The sequence below is a fragment of the Pseudomonas oryzihabitans genome (assembly GCF_006384975.1).
Lineage (GTDB): Bacteria > Pseudomonadota > Gammaproteobacteria > Pseudomonadales > Pseudomonadaceae > Chryseomonas > Chryseomonas psychrotolerans_B.
Window position 1 is genome coordinate 1,181,784 of record NZ_CP021645.1, and the last position, 19,063, is coordinate 1,200,846.

16 protein-coding genes and 1 tRNA gene are annotated in these 19,063 nt (G+C 65.7%); 10 read left to right on the forward strand and 7 right to left on the reverse strand.

Annotated features, from left to right (window positions below):
- Positions 1-110: 110 nt before the first annotated feature.
- Both CCZ28_RS05150 and CCZ28_RS05155 read right to left on the reverse strand, forming a co-directional pair.
- Positions 111-187: transfer RNA gene (locus tag CCZ28_RS05150), tRNA-Asp, on the reverse strand.
- A gap of 130 nt (positions 188-317) precedes the next feature.
- A complete protein-coding gene (locus CCZ28_RS05155; protein ID WP_140216494.1) occupies positions 318-1,298 on the reverse strand; it encodes a LysR family transcriptional regulator in 981 nt (326 codons plus the stop codon).
- Between the two features lie 182 nt (positions 1,299-1,480).
- On the opposite strand from CCZ28_RS05155, the gene CCZ28_RS05160 reads away from it, so the two are divergent.
- From CCZ28_RS05160 to CCZ28_RS05185, 6 genes are all read left to right on the forward strand, one after another.
- Complete coding sequence (locus CCZ28_RS05160) at positions 1,481-2,779, forward strand: MFS transporter (protein ID WP_140216496.1); 1,299 nt, start codon at positions 1,481-1,483, stop codon at positions 2,777-2,779.
- A gap of 12 nt (positions 2,780-2,791) precedes the next feature.
- Positions 2,792-3,976, forward strand: a complete 1,185-nt coding sequence (gene rhmD / locus CCZ28_RS05165) for an L-rhamnonate dehydratase (RefSeq protein WP_140216498.1) — start codon at positions 2,792-2,794, stop codon at positions 3,974-3,976.
- 21 nt (positions 3,977-3,997) lie between these two features.
- Positions 3,998-5,332, forward strand: a complete 1,335-nt coding sequence (locus CCZ28_RS05170; RefSeq protein ID WP_140216500.1) for an MFS transporter — start codon at positions 3,998-4,000, stop codon at positions 5,330-5,332.
- 16 nt (positions 5,333-5,348) lie between these two features.
- A complete protein-coding gene (locus CCZ28_RS05175) occupies positions 5,349-6,158 on the forward strand; it encodes an aldolase/citrate lyase family protein (RefSeq protein ID WP_140216502.1) in 810 nt (269 codons plus the stop codon).
- 470 nt (positions 6,159-6,628) lie between these two features.
- The gene (locus CCZ28_RS24820; protein WP_140216504.1) at positions 6,629-7,333 is read left to right on the forward strand and encodes a hypothetical protein; all 705 of its coding nucleotides are present in this window, start codon (positions 6,629-6,631) and stop codon (positions 7,331-7,333) included.
- Entirely contained in the window at positions 7,243-8,415 is a 1,173-nt protein-coding gene (locus CCZ28_RS05185; protein ID WP_140216506.1) for a substrate-binding periplasmic protein, read from the forward strand. Before CCZ28_RS24820 ends, CCZ28_RS05185 begins: the two co-directional genes overlap by 91 nt.
- Before the next feature lie 669 nt (positions 8,416-9,084).
- Here the strand turns inward: CCZ28_RS05185 and CCZ28_RS05190 are convergent.
- From CCZ28_RS05190 to glnT, 5 genes are all read right to left on the reverse strand, one after another.
- The gene (locus tag CCZ28_RS05190) at positions 9,085-10,398 is read right to left on the reverse strand and encodes an ammonium transporter (protein ID WP_140216508.1); all 1,314 of its coding nucleotides are present in this window, start codon (positions 10,396-10,398) and stop codon (positions 9,085-9,087) included.
- 254 nt (positions 10,399-10,652) lie between these two features.
- On the reverse strand, positions 10,653-11,978 hold the full coding sequence (locus tag CCZ28_RS05195; RefSeq protein ID WP_140216510.1) for an FMN-binding glutamate synthase family protein: 1,326 nt from the start codon (positions 11,976-11,978) through the stop codon (positions 10,653-10,655).
- 18 nt (positions 11,979-11,996) lie between these two features.
- Positions 11,997-12,680, reverse strand: a complete 684-nt coding sequence (locus CCZ28_RS05200; protein ID WP_140216511.1) for a protein glxC — start codon at positions 12,678-12,680, stop codon at positions 11,997-11,999.
- A gap of 12 nt (positions 12,681-12,692) precedes the next feature.
- On the reverse strand, positions 12,693-13,598 hold the full coding sequence (locus tag CCZ28_RS05205; protein WP_140216513.1) for a class II glutamine amidotransferase: 906 nt from the start codon (positions 13,596-13,598) through the stop codon (positions 12,693-12,695).
- Positions 13,599-13,669: 71 nt separating this feature from the next.
- Positions 13,670-15,004 (reverse strand): type III glutamate--ammonia ligase, encoded by a 1,335-nt coding sequence (gene glnT / locus CCZ28_RS05210; RefSeq protein WP_140216515.1) that lies wholly within the window; start codon positions 15,002-15,004, stop codon positions 13,670-13,672.
- 275 nt (positions 15,005-15,279) lie between these two features.
- Between glnT and CCZ28_RS05215 the strand changes: the two genes are divergently transcribed.
- From CCZ28_RS05215 to CCZ28_RS05230, 4 genes are all read left to right on the forward strand, one after another.
- Positions 15,280-15,879 (forward strand): helix-turn-helix domain-containing protein, encoded by a 600-nt coding sequence (locus tag CCZ28_RS05215; protein WP_437179191.1) that lies wholly within the window; start codon positions 15,280-15,282, stop codon positions 15,877-15,879.
- A 193-nt stretch (positions 15,880-16,072) separates the two neighbouring features.
- On the forward strand, positions 16,073-16,936 hold the full coding sequence (purU, locus tag CCZ28_RS05220; RefSeq protein WP_140216519.1) for a formyltetrahydrofolate deformylase: 864 nt from the start codon (positions 16,073-16,075) through the stop codon (positions 16,934-16,936).
- Entirely contained in the window at positions 16,933-17,805 is an 873-nt protein-coding gene (folD, locus tag CCZ28_RS05225) for a bifunctional methylenetetrahydrofolate dehydrogenase/methenyltetrahydrofolate cyclohydrolase FolD (RefSeq protein WP_140216521.1), read from the forward strand. Before purU ends, folD begins: the two co-directional genes overlap by 4 nt.
- Before the next feature lie 13 nt (positions 17,806-17,818).
- Positions 17,819-19,060, forward strand: a complete 1,242-nt coding sequence (locus CCZ28_RS05230) for an FAD-dependent oxidoreductase (RefSeq protein ID WP_140216523.1) — start codon at positions 17,819-17,821, stop codon at positions 19,058-19,060.
- The last annotated feature ends 3 nt before the right edge of the window (positions 19,061-19,063 follow it).

Consider the following 19,063-nt stretch of genomic DNA (forward strand, 5'->3'; position numbering starts at 1 on the left):
GCCGCGGTTTCGCTCTGGCAAGACTTGGCGACAAAAAGGCAGGACGAAAAAAAGCGGCCACGAGGGCCGCTTCTTTCGATACCCGCAAGGCAGAGCTTACGGGTGGTAGATGGCGCAGCGGACGGGACTCGAACCCGCGACCCCCGGCGTGACAGGCCGGTATTCTAACCGACTGAACTACCGCTGCGCATGGAAGCCTTGCGGCATCCGGCTGGCTTGAGCAGCGAACCTGTTCAGCGGGGTTCTCTGCACCAGCGGCCGCTAAGATACTGATTTATCAGGAAAGAAACAACAGGCTTAGGAAAATATTTCTGCCTTCAGCGGCGCGGCCCACGGATGCCCCTGCAGGACTCAACCGCCCCCTTGCCCGCCTGCCGCCTGAGCAGCTCGAGAAAGCCTTGAAGCGCTGTGCCCGGCACCTGCCCCGCCCGCAGCAGGATGCCGAAGGGCGTCAGGGGTTCGGTGATCTCGAGGTCGAGCGGCACCATGAGACCGGTACGCAGATGGTCGCGCACCACGGCCTCGGTCAGCACCAGGATGGCGTCGGTGATCTGCACCAGTTGCAGCATGGCGAATACCGAACCGCACTCGATGATGTCCGCCGGGGGCGGTAGCTGGCGGCGGGCGAAGGCGGCCTCCAGGGCGACCCGCGCCGGGCTCGCCTCGGGTTGCAGGATCCAGGGCCACTCCTCGACCAGCTCGGCCAGATCCGGTACGGCGCGCCCGGCCAGCGGATGTCCGGTGCGCACCACCACCGCCAGGTGCTCATTACCCAACGGCTCGAAGGTGAAGCGGCCGAGATCGGCCGGGCTGGTGAAGCGAGCGATGGCGACATCGATCCGCTCCTGCTCCAGCAACTCGGTGAGCTGGTCGCTGGTATCGCCGAGGATGCGCAGCTGCAAGCCCGGTTGACGCGCCTTGCTCTCGGCGATGGCCCGCACCACCAGATCGGGCAAGGCGCCCATGATGGCGCCCACCGCCAGATGACCATAGCCACCGGCGCGCCGCGCATCGAGGTCTTCGGCGCAGCGATCCAGGCCATTGAGGGCGCGCCGGGCGAACTCCAGGATCTCCGCGCCCAGCGCCGTGGGCTTCAGGCCCCGCGCGTGCCGCTCGAACAATGCGCAGCCAAAGGCTTCCTCGACCTCCTGCAGCATCCGGGTGGTGGCCGGCTGGGACATGTGCAGGGCTTCCGCGGCCCGGTGCAGATTACGGGTACCGGCCAGGGTCACCAGCATCAGCAGGTGCTTGTAGCGCAGGCGATTGAACAGAGCGCGGGCATGCGGGGAGGCGTTCATCGGTAGCGTCCTGGTGCGTGATCGACGACGCGTGCGCGTCTTGAGCGTGAAGGCTCTGGTCAGGCCCTCACCCAGTACCGATACCCTAAGGGTATCGGCCCTAAACAAAAAGCGATTATCCAGGCATTGCAACTGCGACTACCTTGAGCCGTGGCCGAATCACAACAACAAGAGAGATCGCCATGCATACCACCCTGTCTCCAGGGCTGGTCGCCAAGGTCACCCGGCGCCTGCTGCCCTTCCTGCTGCTGATGTACGTCATGGCCTTTCTCGACCGGGCCAACGTGGGCTTCGCCAAGGTCGCCTTCCAGGCCGATACCGGCATCTCCGATGCGGCCTTCGCCTTTGGCGCCGGGGTCTTCTTCGTCGGCTACGCCTTTCTCGAGATTCCCAGCAACCTGATCATGCACCGGGTCGGCGCCCGGTTGTGGATGTGCCGGATCATGGTGACCTGGGGGCTGATCTCCGCCGCCATGATGTTCGCCCACACGGCGACCACCTTCTATGTGCTGCGCTTCCTACTCGGGGTGGCCGAAGCCGGCTTCTTCCCGGGCGTCATCCTCTACCTCACCTACTGGTTTCCCTCGCGCTACCGCGCCCGGGCGCTGGGGTTCTTCTATTTCGGCGCGCCCCTGGCCTTCATCTTCGGCAGTCCGCTGTCGGGCCTGCTGCTGGAGTTCGACGGCCTTGGCGGTCTGCAGGGCTGGCAATGGATGTTCCTGGTCGAAGGAGTGCTGGCCAGTCTGGTGGGCATCTGGGCCTGGTTCTACCTGGACAATCGGCCGCGCGATGCCCGCTGGCTGAGCGAGGCGGAAAAGCAGACCCTGCAACAGGCCCTGGATACCGAGGACGCCGCCAAGCCCCACCATGGCGGGCTGCTGCGCCTGCTCGGCCAGCCGCGCATCCTGCTGCTGTGCAGCATCTACCTGCTGATCCAGGCCAGCGTCTATGGCGTGGTCTTCTATCTGCCGACCCAGGTGGCCGGGCTGCTCGGGCAGAAGGTCGGGTTGCTGGTCGGCCTGGTCTCGGCGATTCCCTGGGTCTGCGCCCTGCTCGCCGCCTGGCTGATCCCCAGCTGGTCGGATCGCACCGGCGAGCGCCGTCGCACCGCCGCCGCCACCCTGGCCCTTTCCGGCCTGGGCATCGCCGCCTCGGTGACCTTCTCACCGCTCTATGCGCTGATCGCCCTGTGCTTCGCCGCCGCCGGCTTCATCGCCGTTCAGCCGCTGTTCTGGACCTTTCCGTCCGACCAGTTGCGCGGTAGCGCCGCCGCGGGCGGCATCGCCCTGATCAATACCTGCGGCGCCATCGGCGGCTTCATCGCGCCCCTGGCCAAGCGCTGGGCCGAGGTGACCTTTGCCCACCCCGGCGCCGGCCTCTATCTGCTCGCCGGCACCACCCTGGTCGCCGCCGCCCTGATCCTCGGCCTGCGCCGACGCGACCAGGCCGATCCCCAACCCCAGCTCACGCCCAGTCATTGAGGGAGCCTCGCCATGCCCCTACCCACCATCAAGCAGGTGCGCGCCTACACCCTTCGCGGCGGCGGCGCCGACTACCACGACCAGGGCGACGGCCACTGGATCGACGACCACATCGCCACGCCCATGGCCAAGTACCCGGAATACCGCCAGAGCCGGCGCAGCTTCGGCATCAACGTGCTGGGCACCCTGGTGGTGGAGGTCGAGGCCAGCGACGGCACCGTGGGCTTCGCCGTCACCACCGGCGGCGAGCTGGGCGCCTTCATCGTCGAGCGGCACCTGGCGCGCTTCCTGGAGGGGGCCAAGGTCACCGACCTGGAAAAGATCTGGGACCAGATGTACCTCTCCACCCTCTACTACGGGCGCAAGGGCATCGTGCTCAACACCATCTCCGGGGTGGATCTCGCGCTCTGGGACCTGCTCGGCAAGCTGCGCCAGGAGCCGGTGCACCAGTTGCTCGGCGGCGCGGTGCGCGACGAATTGCAGTTCTATGCCACCGGCGCCCGGCCGGACCTGGCCAAGGAGATGGGCTTCATCGGCGGCAAGCTGCCGCTGCAGCATGGCCCGGCCGAGGGCGAGGAAGGCCTGCGCAAGAACCTGGAGGCCCTGGCGACCATGCGCGAGCGGGTCGGCGACGACTTCTGGCTGATGCTCGACTGCTGGATGAGCCTCGACCTCAACTACGCCACCCGCCTGGCCCAGGGCGCCCAGCAGTTCGGCCTGAAGTGGATCGAGGAGGCGCTGCCGCCGGACGACTACTGGGGCTATGCCGAACTCAAACGCAATGTGCCACGCGGCATGCTGGTGACCACCGGCGAGCACGAGGCCACCCGCTGGGGCTTCCGCCTGCTTCTGGAGATGGGTTGCTGCGACATCCTGCAGCCGGACGTCGGCTGGTGCGGCGGCCTCACCGAGTTGATGCGCATCTCCGCCCTGGCCGATGCCCACAATGCCCTGGTGGTGCCCCACGGCTCCTCGGTCTACAGCTATCACTTCGTCATCACCCGCACCAACAGTCCCTTCGCCGAGTTCCTGATGATGGCGCCCAAGGCCGACGAGGTGGTGCCCATGTTCCATCCGCAACTCCTCGACGAACCCGTCCCGATGCGCGGCCGCCTGCGCGCCTCGGCGCTGGATCGGCCCGGCTTCGGCGTGCGCCTCAATCCGGAATGCGCCCTGGAACGTCCCTATCGCCACTGAGGCCTTGCCCAGGAGGGCTGGATGAAAGCGACCCAAGAGACCCTGGCGACGCCCCTGCCGGATGCGCGCCCCGCGGCGACGCCGCTGCCACCCAAGAGTGCCCGCCTCAAGCGGGTCCAGGTGATCGCCCTGGCGCTGCTGGTGCTGGCCGGCTTCGTCAACTACCTGGACCGCAGCACCCTGGCCATCGCCAACCAGACCATCAGCGGCGAGCTGGGCTTCACGCCGACCGAGATGGGCCTGCTGCTGTCGGCCTTCGCCTGGGCCTATGCCTTTGCCCAGTTGCCCATCGGCGGTCTGCTGGATCGCTTCGGTGCGCGCCTGACCCTGGGCCTGGGCATCTGCCTCTGGTCCCTCGCCCAGGGCGTGCTGGGGCTGCTCAGCAGCCTGCACCTGATGATCCTCGCCCGCGTCGGCCTGGGCATTGGCGAGGCGCCGCAATTCCCGGCCGGCGCCAAGGTGGTCAGCGAGTGGTTCAATGTGCGCGAGCGCGGCCTGCCCTCCGGCATCTTCAACCTCTCCTCCTCCCTGGGACCGGCGATCTCCCAGCCGATCCTCACCGCCCTGCTGCTGTGGCTGGGCTGGCGGCAGATGTTCATCGCCATGGGCGTGCTCGGGATCGCCGTGGCGGCGCTCTGGTACCTGAGCTATCGCGATCGGGTCCAGGTGGCGCTGGACGCCGCCGAGCGGGCGCACCTGGACGCCGGGCTGCCCCCCCAGGACGCCGGCCAGCGACTGACCTTCGCCGACTGGCTGGGGCTGTTCCGCCGCCGCCTGACCTGGGGCGTGGTGATCGGCTACGTCGGCATCATCTACATGCTGTCGCTGTTCCTGACCTGGCTGCCGGCCTACCTGGAGCGGGTCCACCACCTGTCCCTGTCCCAGGCCGGCTGGGTCGCCAGCCTGCCGTTCCTGGCCGGCGCCTGTGGCGTGATCGGCGGCGGCCTGCTGGTGGATCGCCTGACCCGCAGCGGGCGCAGCCTGGCCTTCAGTCGCAAGCTGCCGATCTGCGGCGGCCTGGCCGCGGCCGGGCTGTTCGCCCTGTGCAGCGCCGGGGTGACCGGCATCGGCAGCGTCATCCTCTGCTTCAGCCTGGCGCTGTTCAGCCTCAACGTGGCGGTGGCCGGCACCTGGTCACTGGTGAGCGTCGCCGTGCCCTCGCACCAGGTCGCCTCGCTGGCCAGCATCCAGAACTTCGGTGGCTACTTCGGCGGCGCCTTCGCTCCGGTCATCACCGGCATGATCGTCCAGCAGACCGGCTCCTTCGGCCTCGCCCTCGGCATCGCCGCCGCCGTCGCGGTGGCCGGTGCCCTGAGCTACGGCCTGCTGGTCCAGTTGCCCGATACCTCTTCCTGAACCCGTTGGAGCCCTTATGGACCTGCCCCGCAACCCCTTCAAGACCCGCCTGGCGGGCCGCGACACCCTCTATGGCCTCTGGGCCGGCTTCGCCACCGGCTATGCCGCCGAGATCGCCGCCGGCACCGGCTACGACTGGCTGCTGATCGACGGCGAACACGCGCCTAACACGGTGCCGAGCATCCTCGCCCAGTTGCAGGCGGTGGCGCCCTACCCCACGGCGCCGGTGGTGCGCTGCGTGACCGGTGACGCGGTGCTGATCAAGCAACTGCTGGACATCGGCGTGCAGACGCTGATGGTGCCCATGGTGGAGACCGCCGAGCAGGCCCATGCCCTGGTGCGGGCCATGCGCTATCCACCCCACGGCATCCGCGGCGTCGGCGGCGGCCTGGCCCGCGCCACCCGCTGGGACGCGGTGCCCGACTATCTGCACAGCGCCCATACCGAGCTGTGCCTGATCGTCCAGGTGGAGTCGCGCCTGGGCAGCGACAACGTCGCCGAGATCGCCGCGGTGGACGGGGTGGACGCCGTCTTCGTCGGCCCGGCGGACCTCTCCAGCGGCCTGGGCCATGCCGGCAATCCGGGCCATCCCGAGGTACAGGCGCGCATCCGCACGGCCATCGAGGCGACCCTGGCCGCCGGCAAGGTAGCCGGCATCCTGGCGCCCCAGGAAGACGATGCCCGGCGCTATCGCGACTGGGGTTGCCAGTTCGTCGCCGTCGGCATCGACATCAGCCTGTTCCGCCAGGCGGCCCTGGCCAACCTGGCCCGCTATCGTCCGCTGGATGCGCTCCAGGCGCCCCAGGCGTCCTCTCGTACCTACTGACTCAGCAGCGGCTGCCCAGCCGAAATCGGCAGCCGCTCGATCAAGCCTCAATCCCGCTGCCCAGCTACTAACAGCCGCATTACCCGGTGCGAACGACACGGCGTTCGCTGCCTATACGGCCTGGGCAACGTCGCCGGCAGCCTACGTGACCTTACCTGCTGCACCAGGCGAGACATGACTCTGAGGCGTGCCGACATAGCTCCAAATGCAGGCGGTGATAGCACGCCTTGACCAGAAAAGGGGCATTCCGCCGAAGCCATTCAGAACCGCTGCCCGTAAACACGGCGGCGCGGTCTGGCACAAGCCTTGCAATTCCTAAAAGGAATAATTTTTAACCAGCACTTCTAGAACATCCGTTTGCCCTTTCTACCGATCATTGCTCAAGCCACCGTCACCTCCGTTTTGAGGATTCTGTGATGAGAGAAAGGAGAACCCTTTCCTTTATCGACCTGAAGCCCAAGGAATCCATTATGGCCTGGTTCAAGCCCTCTCCCTCCCCTACACCGGCCTGGCAGGTCGCCCTGCTCGCCGGTGATGTCGAAGGCGCCCTGCGCCTCGACGACGGCAACCTTCCCGCGCGCCTGCGCGAGTTTCTGGAGCGCGGTCGGATCCAGCCCGAGCAGGACGGCGAGGGTCCCGCTCTGAGCCTGCTCTGCCAGCGTCTGGACGCCTTGCAGCGTCATGCCCTGCAAGCGGTCGAGCAGACCGAGAACAGTCTGTCCGAGATCGCCGTACGCAGCGGCGAACAACTGACCTATCTCGATGACACCCGGGGTTTCCTCGATCACAGCAGTCAGAGTGCCGACGAGTTACGTCAGGCGCTGGCCCGCGAGTTGGAAGAGACCCGGCAGTTCTTCGCCCAGCAATTCGCCGAACTGCAGCAGGCCATCGAGGAACGTGCCCACGCCTCGCATCAGGTGATCCGCGCCATCGACGAGATCGGCCGCACTGTGCAACTGCTTTCGATCAACGCGGCCATCGAGGCGGCGCATGCCGGCGAGGCTTCGCGGTCGTCGCCACGGAGATCCGCGACCTGGCCCAACGTACCCAGGTCAACACCCAACAGGCCTTCACGCAGATCGACATGTCGCAGGTTGGTACCCAGCTTCATACCCTGCTGGGTAGCGCCGAATCGCAGTTGCATCAGCTCAGTGGCAAGGTCGGCACCTCGCTGAGCAGTCTGCACGGACTGTTCGACCAGATGGACAAGCGCCTCGACCAGATCGAGGGCAACAATCGCGTCATCGTGGCAGGCGTGCAACTCGGCCAGAGCGCCAATTCGCAACTGCGCGAACGGGGCAGTTGGAGCCGAGCACTGCTCAGCGACCTGCAGTCGGCCTATGCCAGCCACCCCCCGTCGCAGGGGCTGCGGCGTCTACTGCAAGAGGAACGCCTACAATCTGATCCGCACTACGACCGACTGGCCGACATCCGCGCCCGGGGTGAAATCCGCGTGGCGATAGAGCCGGCCTTCAAGGGCCTGTCCTTTCGCACCGAACCGGGTGCCGAACTGCAGGGACTGGACGCTGACTTGGCGCGTGCCTTCGCGCGCTGGCTGGGCGTGCGGTGCCGCTTCATCGAGCATCCCTGGGATCGCTGCCTGCAGTTGCTGGAGGCCGGGGCGCAACGGCGGGACAACGAGGCCGACCTGGTGTGGAGCGCCCTCCCGCCGATGCCCGGCTACGATCGGGTAGCCTTTTCCGCACCCTATGTGTTCCTGCCCTATGTGCTGGCCCGGCGGGCCGGCGACGAGCGCATCCGCGGCGTCCAAGACCTCGCCGGCAAGGTCCTCGGCTGCATCAATGACCCGGCCGCCCTGGCGGCCCTGGAGGCCTGCGGTCTGCGCTGGCAAGCCAACCGCAGCAAGCCTGGTGGCAAGGTCGAACTGGCCAACCTACTGGCTTATGGCGACCAAAGCCTGATCCACGACTGCCTGGCCAATGCCACGGTGGACGCTTTCGCCGTTGATTTGCCCATCTATCACTGGGCCTGCCAGGGCGAGCACAGTCCCTGGCGCGGACGCCTGGAGATCCTCCCCGGCAATCTCAGCCCGACGCTCTGGTACTACTCGGCAGCGGTAGCCAACCAGCCGGGCAATGCCACGCTGCTCTCCGCCATCGACAGCTTCATCAACCACTATCGCAGCCAACCGGCCTATCACGAACTGGTGCAACGCTGGCTGGGCAAGGTCTACGACGACGCGCACTGGCGCTTCGCGCCGGGTATCCACGACGCCCGCAGCCTGACCAGCGCCTGAACCTGGACTCGAAGGCCGCCGAGAACAAAGCCAGCTGGCAGGCGACAGCAGGGCCTGCGCCACCACCCAGGCCTAACGCCTGCACAGGAGCCAGACGTGCGCGGCTTTCCACGCAACGCACTGATATCTCGCGCTCATCGAGCGTACCGGCGCACGCAACCTTGACGATGGCCTACCCGGTTGCCTGGCAAAAGATGTCGGCGATTTCCGCGCTATCCTCCATTGGCTTACGGGTAACGGCCTGCACCCTAGGAGGGAGGTCCACACCATCTGCCTTGCTTCTTCCTCCGTGTGTTATCTCCCATCCAACGGCACGGCGCGAGCCTGAGGCGATCAGCTTGGTAAGGCTGGAAATAGATGTCGAAAAGCCTGGCGGCAAACAAATGGTCCACCTGCGTGCGGCATCAGCGGACCGCCCCACCCAACATGCAGGGCAGGTCATGCAGGTCGATCATCTACTTGGGCTTTTCCCACCGAACAGGGGCCTATAGGGGCAACGACTCGACAGCGGTACCCTTGCGGGCAAGACCGGCAGCGTCTCCATCCGATAGATCGAAGTTTTATAAGAAGAAGAGCGCACCGCCCCAGGCAATGCAGGGACGGCACGCTCAGAGCGGGACATCAGCCACCGCAGCGTCCAGAGTGGCTGGCTCAAGCAGGAGACCGATTTCAGCTGTAGGCTTTTTCGCCATGCTGGAGCAGGTCCAACCCTTGCTCCTCCACCTCTTCGTCGACGCGCAGCCCGCGGGTCAGTACCCGGGTGATGCTGAGCAACAGGAAGGTCATGACGCCGCAGAAGACCACGGTGAAGATGACGCTCTTGAGTTGGATGAGGACCTGGCTGACGATGGAGATGTCCTGGTAGCCGCCCAGGCTCTTGGCGGCGAAGACGCCGGTGAGCAAGGAGCCGACGATGCCGCCGATCCCGTGTAGGCCGAAGGCGTCGAGGGCGTCGTCGTAGCCGAAGGTACGCTTGAGATAGACCACTGCAGCGTAGCAGATGGCGCCGGTCACCAGGCCCATCACCAGCGCACCGGCCGGACCGACGAAGCCGCAGGCCGGGGTGATGGCGACCAAGCCGGCCAGGGCACCGGACGCCACGCCCAGGGCACTGGCCTTGCCGGTGCGCAGCCATTCCACCGCAAGCCAGCCGAGAATACCGGCGCAAGCGGCGATCTGGGTGGTGAGCATGGCCATGCCGGCGCTGGCGCTGGCAGCCACCGCGGAGCCGACGTTGAAGCCGAACCAGCCGACCCATAGCAAGGCGGCCCCGGTCAGGGCGAAGCCCAGATTGTGCGGCGGCATGGCCTGGGTGCTGTAGCCCTGGCGGCGTCCGAGCATCACGCAGGCCACCAGTCCGGCAACGCCCGAGTTGATGTGAACAACGGTACCACCAGCGAATTCGAGGATGCCCCAGTCATAGAGCAGCCCACCCGGGCCGCTCCAGGCCATGTGCGCCAAAGGCAGGTAGCAGAAAGTGAACCAGAGGGCGCAGAACAGCACGGCGGCGCTGAATTTCATCCGCTCGGCGAAGGAGCCGGCGATGATCATCGGCGTGATCAGCGCGAAAGTCATCTGGAAAGTAGCGAAGACGCTTTCCGGAATGCTGCCGACCTTGCTGTCGCGCACCACGTCGAGCAGCATCCAGTGCTGCAAGCCGCCGATCACGCTGTGCAGGTTGAACTCACCGGCCGCCATGCCGGTGGTGTCAGCGAATAGGCTGTAGCCGTAGACCATCCACAGTACACCGATCACCCCGGCCACGGTGAAGCTCTGGGTGAATACCGAAAGCAGGTTCTTCGCCCGCACCAGTCCACCATAGAAGAGCGCCAGGCCCGGGACCAACATCATCAATACCAGCACGCTGGAGATCATCATCCAGGCCGTATCGCCGCTGTCGAGCTTCGCCTCCTGGGCCAGCGCCATACCCGGTAGCCCGAGGGCTCCTACCAGAACTGCAAACGCCTTGCCTTTACCGATCATGTCGAGCTTCCTTCGCTGAGAGATGAAAGGGAACGTGAGTGTTCCAAAGCGTCGGCAGGTCAGGCGACCTGCCGAAACAACCCTTCGTGTGCTTCTATCGCGGCCATGGGCCGCTCCTACGGGACATCCGGCTTTTGTAGGAGCGGCCCACGGCCGCGATCCGACCAAGCACACCAGGCATGAACGTAGCGGCGAACCGCCACGACCACGATCACAAAAGCCACCCTTCACAGCGCTAGGGGTGGCCCTACCCACTAAAACCCCGTCTGCCCCGGAATCCACTGGGTGCCCGCCAGGGGTACGCGGGCCATGGCCGCGGCCTCGATGGTCAGGGCTACCAGGTCTTCCGGATCAAGGTTGTGCAGGTGCGACTTGCCACAGGCGCGGGCCATGGTCTGGGCTTCCAGCACCAGCACCCGCAGGTAGTTGGCCAGGCGGCGACCGCCTTCCACCGGGTCCAGGCGCTTGGCCAGCTCCGGGTCCTGGGTGGTGATGCCGGCCGGATCGCGGCCGTTCTGCCAGTCGTCGTAGTAACCGGCGGCCGAGCCGAGCTTGCGCAGTTCGGCGTCCAGCCGCGGATGGTTGTCGCCCAGGGCGATCAGGGCGGCGGTGCCGATGGCCACGGCGTCGGCGCCCAGGGCCATGGCCTTGGCTACGTCGGCACCATTGCGGATGCCACCGGAGACGATCAGTTGCACCTTGCGGTGCATGCCCATCTCCTGCAGCGCCTGCACCGCCTGGGGAATGGCCGGCAGGATAGGGATGCCGACGTGTTCGATGAACACCTCCTGGGTCGCCGCGGTGCCGCCCTGCATGCCATCCAGTACCACCACGTCGGCGCCGGCCTTGACCGCCAGCTTGACGTCGTAATAGGGCCGGCTGGCGCCGATCTTGACGTAGATGGGCTTTTCCCAATCGGTGATCTCGCGCAACTCGGCGATCTTGATCGCCAGGTCGTCCGGGCCGGTCCAGTCGGGGTGGCGGCAGGCACTGCGCTGGTCGACGCCGATGGGCAGGGTGCGCATGCCGGCCACCCGCTCGGTGACCTTCATGCCCAACAGCATGCCGCCACCACCGGGCTTGGCGCCCTGCCCCAGGACGATCTCGATGGCGTCGGCCTTGCGCAGGTCGTCGGGGTTCATGCCGTAGCGCGACGGCAGGTACTGGTAGACCAGGTGCTGGGACTGGCCGCGCTCCTCGGGGGTCATGCCGCCGTCGCCGGTGGTCGTGCTGGTGCCGGCGATGCTGGCGCCACGGCCCAGGGCCTCCTTGGCGTTGGCCGAGAGCGCGCCGAAGCTCATGCCGGCAATGGTTACCGGAATCTTCAGGTGGATCGGTTTCTTGGCGAAGCGGGTGCCAAGCACCACGTCGGTGCCGCACTTCTCGCGATATCCCTCCAGCGGATAGCGCGAGACGCTGGCGCCCAGCAGCAGCAGGTCGTCGAAGTGCGGCAGCTTGCGCTTGGTGCCGCCACCGCGGATGTCGTAGATGCCGGTCTCGGCGGCGCGCTGGATTTCCTGGATGGTGAGGCGATCGAAGGTGGCCGATTCGCGCAGCACGGGGGTGTTCTGGTCAGTCATGGCGAGTCTCCTGCGCGATCAATAGGCCGAGGCGTTGTCGACCTTGAAGTTGTAGAGCTGGCGGGCGGAGCCATAGCGCTTGAAGTCGCCGGCGCGCTCGGCGAAGCCGGCGGTGTCGAGCAGTTCCTGGAGTTCGGCCAGGTGCTCGGCGCGCATCTCCTTCTCGATGCAGTCCGAGCCCAGGGAGGCGACGCTGCCCTTCACATAGATGCGCGTCTCGTAGAGCGAATCGCCCAGGGCCTCGCCGGCATCGCCGCAGACCACCAGGCGCCCGGCCTGGCCCATGAAGCAACTCATGTGACCGATGCTGCCGCCGACGACGATGTCGACGCCCTTCATGGAGATGCCGCAACGCGCCCCGGCGTCGCCCTCGATGACCAACAGGCCGCCGTGGGCGGTGGCGCCGGCGGCCTGGGAGGCGCTGCCCTTGACCCGTAGCGAGCCGGACATCATGTTCTCGGCGCAACCGACGCCGACGTTGCCGTGCACGGTGATGGCGGCGTGCTGGTTCATGCCGGCGCAGTAGTAGCCGGCATGGCCATGGATATCCACGGACACGGCGTCGTTCACGCCCACGGCGAGGTTGTGGGCGCCGTTGGGATGGGTCACCACCCACTCGCGCTCGGCGGCGGTCTGGGCGGCGTCGTGCAGCGCCTGGTTGAGGTCACGCACGGCGATTTGGGTGAGATCGAAGGTTTTCATGTTCGCTGCTCCTCAGGCCGACTCGCGTTCCCAGACGTACAGGGTGGCCGGTGCCGGTTCCCAGACCTTGGCCTGCTCGATGCCGGGCAGGCTCGACAGCGCCTGATATTCGGAGGCCATGGCCACGTAGTCGTCGGTTTCGGCGAGGATGGCCGGCTTACAGGCGATGGGATCGCGGATCACCGCGAAGCCGTTGCGGGTGCCGATGGCGAAGGTGAAGAAACCGTCCAGGTCTTCCAGGGAGCGATCCAGTGCCTGCTTGAGGCTGTCGCCCTCGCGCAGGCGCCAGGTCAGGTAGCCGGCGGCCACCTCGGTGTCGTTCTCGGTCTCGAAGGTGATGCCTTCGCGCCGCAGGTTCTGGCGCAGCCGCGAGTGGTTGGACAGCGAGCCGTTATGCACCAGGCAGAGGTCGGCGCCGGTGGAGAACGGGTGGCTGCCTTCCATGGTCACGGCACTCTCGGTGGCCATACGGGTATGGCCGATGATGTGGCTGCCCTGCATGCCGGCCAGGCCGAAGCGGCTGGCGATCTCCTGCGGCAGGCCCATGCCCTTGAGGATCTCGATGCTGCGCCCGGCGCTCATGATGCGCACCTCGGGCGCCAGGTCGGCCAGTACCGCCCGCACCTCGGCTTCCGGCGCACGGATCTTGAGCACGATGGCGCTGGCGTTCTGGAACCAATCCAGCTCGGCGCCCAGCCGCTGCTGCACGGCGGCGACCAGGCCGGCGAAGTCGTAGCCCTCGCTGGTGGCCTGCAGGGTCAGCTTGACCCAGCCCTCGGCTACCTCATCGCCATAGATGGCGAAGCCGGCGCTATCGGGCCCCCGGTCGGTCATGGCTTCGAGCATCGGCTCGAAGAGGCTGCCGAGTTGGGCCTCCAGTGCCGGGTTCTTCAGATAGAGTCCAACGATTCCACACATGGGTGTCACTCCTTCGCAGGCAGAGGGCGCGTCAGGGCGCCCGAAGAACAGTCAGGAAAAATCCAGAGCGATCAGAAGAATTCGGTGTAGCGCTGGATCTCCCAGTCGGAGACGTGGCGGCTGTATTCCACCCACTCCATGCGCTTCAACTTGATGAATTCGTCGACGATTTCCGGCCCGAGCATCTCGCGGAACAGCGGATCGGCATCCAGGGCATCGCAGGCTTCCTTGAGGCTCTGCGGGAGAGTCGCGATCCCCCGCGCGGCGATGGCTTCGAGGCTCAGGTCGTAGAGGTTCTCGTTGCAGGGGACGCCCGGATCGAGTTCGCGCTCGATGCCGTCGAGACCGGCGGCGATGATGGCGGCGGTGACCAGATAGGGATTGCAGCCAGCGTCGGGCAGGCGGAACTCCAGGCGGCCATAGGGCACCCGCACCATCGCCGAGCGGTTGTTGGCGCCATAGGCGATGAAGGCCGGTGCCCAGGTGGCACCGGACAGGGAGCGCCCCACCACCAGCCGCTTGTAGGAATTCACCGTGGGCGCGGCGAAGGCGCACAGCGCCGGGCCATGGGCCAGCAGGCCGCCGAGGAAGTGATAGGCCAGCTTCGATAGGCCCATGCCGCGCGGATCGCTGTCGTCGTGGAAGAGATTGCGGCTGGTGGCGCTGGCTAGCGACAGGTGGAAATGCATGCCGTTGCCGGCGCGCTTGGGATCCGGCTTGGGCATGAAGGAGCAGATCATGCCCAGCTCGTTGGCGATCTCCCCAGCGGCCATGCGGAAGAAGGTGAAGCGATCCGCCGATTCCATGGCTTCGCTGTAGGTGTAGTTGATCTCGAACTGGCCGTTGGCGTCTTCGTGGTCGATCTGATAGATGTCGAAGCCCACCGGTTGCAGTGCCTCGGTCAGCTTTTCGAGGAACAGCCGCGAACGCGACAGGCCCTTGTAGTCGTAGCAGGGCTTGTCCAGGGTATCGCTGCCATCGACCAGAGAAAGCTTGCCGGCCTCGTCGCGGCGCATGAGAAAGAATTCCGGCTCCAGGCCGGTATTGAGACTCCAGCCGCGGTCGCTCAGCCGCTGCACCTGGCGCTGCAGCACATAGCGGCTGTCGTAGGGATGGGGCTTGCCGTTCACGTGGCCGATGCAGACCACCCGGCCGTAACCGGCCTGCCAGGGCACCGGGATCAGGGTGGAAAGGTCGCCGCGGGCCATGAAATCCGGGCCATGGGGTTCCATGCCCATACCGCAGATGGCGAAGCCGGCGAAGCCCGCACCCTCTTCCGCCACGGCGGCCAGACCCGCCACCGGTACGGACTTGGTCTTGGCGGAACCGTGGATATCGACGAACTGGGCCAGTACGTAGCGGATACCGTGCTGATCGATGAGGTGCTGCGTTTCGCTGGGCAACATGACGGGCTCCTGGGCTGAGGTCGTATATATTCCCAAGGGGAATTTATTCTTCCCAAAGGGAAAGCAAGGAGTCTGCCAATTTGGGAGTCGCTGGCCTTTTGGTATACCAGGTGTCGTCGCACTCCTTACTAAAGCCCTGAGTCTCAAAGGAAATCGCTGGTGCAGCCCAGCAGGCATTTTTCCGGCATGATGGCTCTCACACCAGACGCCTCTTGCGTCTTCCCTCTCGCTCTGCACTTTACTGGTGCGAATTTTTTATTCTCAAAACTAAAATGATGCAAGAAACCTCAAGTCGTGAGCCACGCCTGAAGATCGAGCAGTACATCGGCATCCAGATTCGTCGCCAACGGCAGGACCAGGGCCTCAAGACCGCCGACGTGGCGCGCATGGCCGGTATTAGCCAAGGCATGCTGAGCAAGATCGAGAACGCTCAGGTCTCCACCAGCCTGGAAACCCTCGGCCGGCTATGCGATGCCCTGGGCCTGCCCTTGTCGCGGCTATTCAGCCAGTACGATCAGCAGGAGCGCGATGCTCTGCTGGTCAAGGCAGGCGAAGGACTGGAGGTCGTGCGCCGGGGAACCGACAAGGGCCACACCTATCATCTGCTCAACCACTCTCGCGGGCCGAAGAAGAGTCTCGAGGCCTACCTGGTCTCCATGGACGATGCCAGCGAGGAATTCCCCACCTTTTCCCATCCCGGCACGGAGTTTCTCCATCTGCTCGAAGGCAGCCTGGTCTATCGCCATGGCAACCATCTCTATGAGATGAATCCGGGCGACAGCCTGACCTTCGACAGCGACATTCCCCACGGGCCCGAGCGTCTGACCCAGGTGCCGATCAAACTGCTGTCGATCATGACCTTCAAGGACGACTGAGCCTCGTCGTCACCGGTGAAAGACCGATTCACCGGTGAAACAGCCATCAGATAACTGACAGGAAATTTTTATTACTCGACGCTAGACGAGGGCTTCTCCTTACCCTATAAAAGCTTCCGTGAATTTTATATTCCCAACAGGAAATACCGCGACAGCGAAAAACTTCCTTCACTGGTGAAATCCGGACGCGCCCATGGAAACCTTGCCCACCTACATCCTCAACGTCAGTTGCCCGGCCACCTCGGGCATCGTGGCGGCGGTCAGCACCTACCTCGCCCGTAATGACTGCTACATCGCCGAGATGGCCCAATTCGACGATGAGTTCACCGAGCGTTTCTTCATGCGCACGGTGTTCCGCTTCAATGCCGGTGCCAGCACTGGAATAGCGGCGCTACGCGACGGCTTCGCCGCGGTCGCGGGTGAGTTCGCCATGGAGTGGGAGCTGTATAGCACCGAGCGCCCTACCCGTGTCCTGCTGATGGTGAGCAAGTTCGATCACTGCCTCACCGACCTACTCTATCGCCACCAGAAGGGTGAGTTGCCGATGGAGATCACTGCCATCGTCTCCAATCACCTGGACCTGCGCCCCATGGCGGAGCGGGAAGGCATCCGCTTCGTCTATCTGCCGGTGACCAAGGACAACAAGCGCCAGCAGGAGATCGAACTGCTGCGCCTGGTGGAGGAAACCGGTACCGAACTGGTGGTGCTGGCGCGCTACATGCAAATCCTCTCGGACAATCTCTGCAAGGAACTGGCCGGGCGCGCCATCAATATCCATCACTCCTTCCTGCCCGGCTTCAAGGGTGCCAAACCCTACCACCAGGCCTTCGAGCGCGGCGTGAAGCTGATCGGGGCCACCGCCCACTACGTGACTTCGGACCTCGACGAAGGCCCGATCATCGAGCAGGAGGTGCAACGCGTCGACCACGGCTATCGCCCCGACGACCTGGTCGCCATCGGCCGAGATACCGAGACGGTGGCGCTGTACAAGGCGGTGAAGTACCACATCGAGCACCGCCTGTTCCTCAATGGCAATCGCGTGGTGGTGTTCCGATGAGCGCCCTGCTCATCGACGGCAAGGCGGCTGCCGCCCGCTTGCTGCAACGAGTCGAGCGGGACGTGGCCGAATTGCGCGAGCGCGGCATCCAGCCCGCCCTGGCGGTGATCCTGGTGGGCAGCGATCCGGCCAGTCAGGTGTACGTGCGCAACAAGATCCGCCGCGCCGCCGAGGTGGGCATCCGCTCCCTCAGCCATGAACTGCCGGCGGACCTGGAGCAGACCGAGCTGCTCGGCCTGATCGACTCGCTCAATGCCGATCCCGAGGTGCACGGCATCCTGGTGCAATTGCCGCTGCCGCCGCAGATCGACGAGGCCGCGGTGATCCAGGCGATTCGCCCGGACAAGGACGTCGACGGCTTCCATCGCGAGAACGTCGGCGCCCTGGCCCTCGGGCAGCCGGGCCTGGTGCCCTGTACCCCGGCCGGCTGCCTGCAATTGCTGCAGGACCACCTGGGCGATCTCAGCGGACGCCACGCCGTAGTGGTCGGGCGTTCCAATATCGTCGGCAAGCCCATGGCCGCCCTGCTCTTGCAGGCGCACTGCACGGTGACCCTGGTGCATTCGCGCAGCCGGGACGCCGCGGCGCTGTGCCGCCAGGCCGACATCCTGGTAGCGGCGGCCGGCCAACCCGGCCTGATCACCGCGGGCTGGGTCAAGCCCGGCGCGGTGGTCATCGACGTCGGCATAAACCGCGTGGAGCTCGAGGGCAACGCCCGGCTGGTGGGCGATGTCGCCCCCGCCGTGGCGGACATCGCCAGCGCCCTTACCCCAGTGCCGGGCGGAGTCGGGCCCATGACCATCGCCCTGCTCATGCACAACACCCTGAGCGCCGCCCAGCGCCAGCATCCCCACGCCGCCGCGACCTGACCGGGAGTCCGTCATGCCTTTCAGCCTGTTGAAATATGGCCTCTCCGCCGACTATCCGGTGGAGGTCGATCTGCCGCCGCCCAAGGAACTCAAATCCAGCTACGACGTGGTCATCATCGGTGGTGGCGGCCATGGCCTGGCCACTGCCTACTACCTGGCCAAGTACCACGGCATCACCAACGTGGCGGTTCTGGAGAAGGCCTACCTGGGCGGCGGCAACACCGCGCGCAACACCGCGGTGATCCGCTCCAACTACCTCACCAGCGAAGGGGTGAAGTTCTACATCGAGTCGGTACGGCTGTTCAAAGAGCTGTCCAACGAGTTCGACTTCAACATCATGTATTCCGAGCGTGGCCAGCTGACTCTGGCGCACACCGACGCCACGGTACGCGCCTTCCGCCAGCGCGCCGAGGTGAATAAGCACTTCGGCGGGCGCACCGAGCTGATCGATCGCCAACAGATCCGCGAACTGGTGCCCTGCCTCAACCTCGATCCGGGCCACCTGCCGGTGCTGGCCGGACTCTGGCACATCGACGGTGGCACCGCGCGGCATGACGCCGTGGCCTGGGGTTACGCCAAGCAGGCCGCCAAGCGCGGCGTGGAGATCCACCAACTGACCGAAGTGCAGGACTTCGTGGTGGAGAACAATAGGATCGCCGCCATCAAGACCAACCGTGGCACGGTGCGCTGCGGATGCGCGGTACAGGCGGTAGCCGGCACCAGTTCGCTGCTGATGAACAAGCTGGGCATCCGCGCGCCGCTGCACACCTATCCGCTGCAAGCCATGGTCACCCAGCCGTTCAAGCCATTCCTCGATCCCCTGGTGAGTTCCAGCGCCCTGCACTGCTACGTGCAGCAGACCAGCCGCGGCGAGATTGTCTTCGGCGGCGGCTCGGACCCCTATCCGCTGTACCACACCCGCTCGACCCTGGACCTCAAGGAAAGCCTGCTGGCCCACGCCATCGAAATGTTCCCCTTCATGGCCAACGCCAAGCTGATGCGCCAATGGGCCGGGATGACCGACATGACCCCGGACTACAGCCCGCTGATGGGCCTCTCGCCCATCGACGGCTACTACCTGGACGCCGGCTGGGGCACCTGGGGCTTCAAGGCCACGCCCATCTGCGGCAAGACCATGGCCGAACTGGTGGCCAGCGGCGGCCGGGTACCCGAACTCATCGCCCCCTTCGGCCTGGACAGGTTCAGCCGCTTCCAGCAGGTCAACGAGATGGGCGCCACCGCGGCCAGCCATTAAGGA

Bases quoted from the DNA above. Each gene is read 5' to 3' on its own strand.
- CCZ28_RS05205 (WP_140216513.1), bottom strand. From the start codon at position 13,598: ATGTGTGGAATCGTTGGACTCTATCTGAAGAACCCGGCACTGGAGGCC.
- rhmD (WP_140216498.1), top strand. From the start codon at position 2,792: ATGCCCCTACCCACCATCAAGCAGGTGCGCGCCTACACCCTTCGCGGC.
- CCZ28_RS05200 (WP_140216511.1), bottom strand. From the start codon at position 12,680: ATGAAAACCTTCGATCTCACCCAAATCGCCGTGCGTGACCTCAACCAG.
- CCZ28_RS05185 (WP_140216506.1), top strand. From the start codon at position 7,243: ATGTCGCAGGTTGGTACCCAGCTTCATACCCTGCTGGGTAGCGCCGAA.
- CCZ28_RS24820 (WP_140216504.1), top strand. From the start codon at position 6,629: ATGGCCTGGTTCAAGCCCTCTCCCTCCCCTACACCGGCCTGGCAGGTC.
- CCZ28_RS05215 (WP_437179191.1), top strand. From the start codon at position 15,280: ATGCAAGAAACCTCAAGTCGTGAGCCACGCCTGAAGATCGAGCAGTAC.
- CCZ28_RS05170 (WP_140216500.1), top strand. From the start codon at position 3,998: ATGAAAGCGACCCAAGAGACCCTGGCGACGCCCCTGCCGGATGCGCGC.
- CCZ28_RS05190 (WP_140216508.1), bottom strand. From the start codon at position 10,398: ATGATCGGTAAAGGCAAGGCGTTTGCAGTTCTGGTAGGAGCCCTCGGG.
- CCZ28_RS05230 (WP_140216523.1), top strand. From the start codon at position 17,819: ATGCCTTTCAGCCTGTTGAAATATGGCCTCTCCGCCGACTATCCGGTG.
- purU (WP_140216519.1), top strand. From the start codon at position 16,073: ATGGAAACCTTGCCCACCTACATCCTCAACGTCAGTTGCCCGGCCACC.
- folD (WP_140216521.1), top strand. From the start codon at position 16,933: ATGAGCGCCCTGCTCATCGACGGCAAGGCGGCTGCCGCCCGCTTGCTG.
- glnT (WP_140216515.1), bottom strand. From the start codon at position 15,004: ATGTTGCCCAGCGAAACGCAGCACCTCATCGATCAGCACGGTATCCGC.
- CCZ28_RS05175 (WP_140216502.1), top strand. From the start codon at position 5,349: ATGGACCTGCCCCGCAACCCCTTCAAGACCCGCCTGGCGGGCCGCGAC.
- CCZ28_RS05195 (WP_140216510.1), bottom strand. From the start codon at position 11,978: ATGACTGACCAGAACACCCCCGTGCTGCGCGAATCGGCCACCTTCGAT.
- CCZ28_RS05155 (WP_140216494.1), bottom strand. From the start codon at position 1,298: ATGAACGCCTCCCCGCATGCCCGCGCTCTGTTCAATCGCCTGCGCTAC.
- CCZ28_RS05160 (WP_140216496.1), top strand. From the start codon at position 1,481: ATGCATACCACCCTGTCTCCAGGGCTGGTCGCCAAGGTCACCCGGCGC.